The following is a 1636-nucleotide window of genomic DNA, read 5'->3' on the forward strand; positions in this document are numbered from 1 at the left end:
GCTTTACTTTTTCCAAAAGATAAAGCACCTTTACTACTATTTTGTAATTGACGTATAAAAAATATCCAAATTCCAATTAATAATAACATTGGAAACCATGAGATAAAAATAGATAGTAATATACTAGGTTTTCGTAAAGGTTCTCCTAATATTTTAACATTTTTTGAAAATAAAACTTTTAATAAAAATGGATCATATATAGGCATATATGTAATATAATTACTTCTATTTTTTCTAAAAACATGAATTTGTTTACCATTAATACTAATTTTTAGTATTTTATTTTTTTTAACTTCAGATAAAAAAGTTGTGTATGAAATTCTTTCTTTTTTATTAAATGAATTTAAATTAAAACTCTGTACAGTTGATATAAATATCACTGTAATTGCTAACCAGAGAATTAAATTTTTTGCCATATCTTTCAAAGAGTAACCTCTTATAACTGTATAATGTATTTTATATTAATTTTTATATCCTTTTGCAACAATATAAATTTCACTGGATTGAGATCTTGAAGCATTAGGTTTTCTAATTTTTACTATTCTAAAAACAGAATTAATTTTATTATAATATTTATTAAATTCCTTACATTGAAAAGTTTTTATTAAAAAAATTCCGTTATTTTTTAAATAAGAATAACATAAATTTAATACTAATTCATTTAAGTTAATAATATGTGGTATATCCATTTCTTTTATACCAGAAATATTAGGTGATAAATCAGACATAATCATATCTACTTTATTTTTATTAAATTCTTTTAAAATTTTGTTTAAAAAAATAGAATTATATATATTACCTTGATAAAAATTAACATTTTTAATAAAATTCATAGGTAATATATCAAGTGCAATAATTTTTCCTTTGTTACCAATTTGTGTTGAAGCAAAACTTGACCAACCCCCAGGTGAAGATCCTAAATCAATTAATATCATATTTTTTCTAAAAATTTTATCTATTTTTTCTATTTGCTCTAATTTAAACCATGATCTTGATCTATATTTATTAATATTATTTTTAACTTTTTTTATATAAAAATCTTTATAATTATTTATTAACCATAGTTTAGATTTTCTATTTTTTTTATATATCATAAAATTACTTATGAAATAATTTTTTATTTTTAAAAAATTTGCAATATTAAATATTTTTTTTAATTATATTTATTAATTTAAATTAGTAAAATTTTTATTTAATAATATTTATATTTTAATAATTATAATTATGTATATTATTAAGATAAAAATATAATTTAGTATAAATTATAAAAATTTATTAAAAATAAATAATATATAACACATTATGTTAAAATTATTTTAACTAGAATTAGCATTTAATAATTCAGTTAAATTAGCAGCTGCAGAATCTGCAGAAGAAATATTACTTATTTTATTATTAATTTTCTTTTTATTAAGACGATTTGTATGATAAGTATACCCGGTACCTGCAGGAATTAATCTTCCTACTATTACGTTTTCTTTTAATCCTTTTAATTCATCACTTTTCCCAGCTACTGAAGATTCAGTTAAAACTCTAGTTGTTTCTTGAAAAGAAGCAGCTGAAATAAAAGAAGAAGTTGCTAATGATGCTTTTGTTATTCCTAATAAATTTCGATTATATTCTGCTATTTTTTTTC

General features: G+C 18.9%; 3 protein-coding genes. All 3 read right to left on the bottom strand.

Translation table 11 applies throughout. From position 1 onward, the window contains the following. Window positions 1-416, bottom strand: a 416-nt coding sequence (locus GJT96_RS02415; RefSeq protein ID WP_425591410.1) for an ATP-dependent metallopeptidase FtsH/Yme1/Tma family protein, incomplete at its 3' end; no start/stop codon positions are given. A gap of 45 nt (window positions 417-461) precedes the next feature. Next, window positions 462-1094: an RlmE family RNA methyltransferase gene (locus GJT96_RS01605; RefSeq protein ID WP_169780473.1), complete on the bottom strand. Its 633-nt coding sequence runs from the start codon at window positions 1092-1094 to the stop codon at window positions 462-464. A gap of 222 nt (window positions 1095-1316) precedes the next feature. Continuing rightward, window positions 1317-1636, bottom strand: a 320-nt coding sequence (locus GJT96_RS02420) for a hypothetical protein (RefSeq protein ID WP_247646080.1), incomplete at its 5' end; no start/stop codon positions are given.

This window comes from Enterobacteriaceae endosymbiont of Donacia piscatrix (assembly GCF_012569525.1).
In the GTDB taxonomy this organism is placed as follows: Bacteria; Pseudomonadota; Gammaproteobacteria; order Enterobacterales; family Enterobacteriaceae.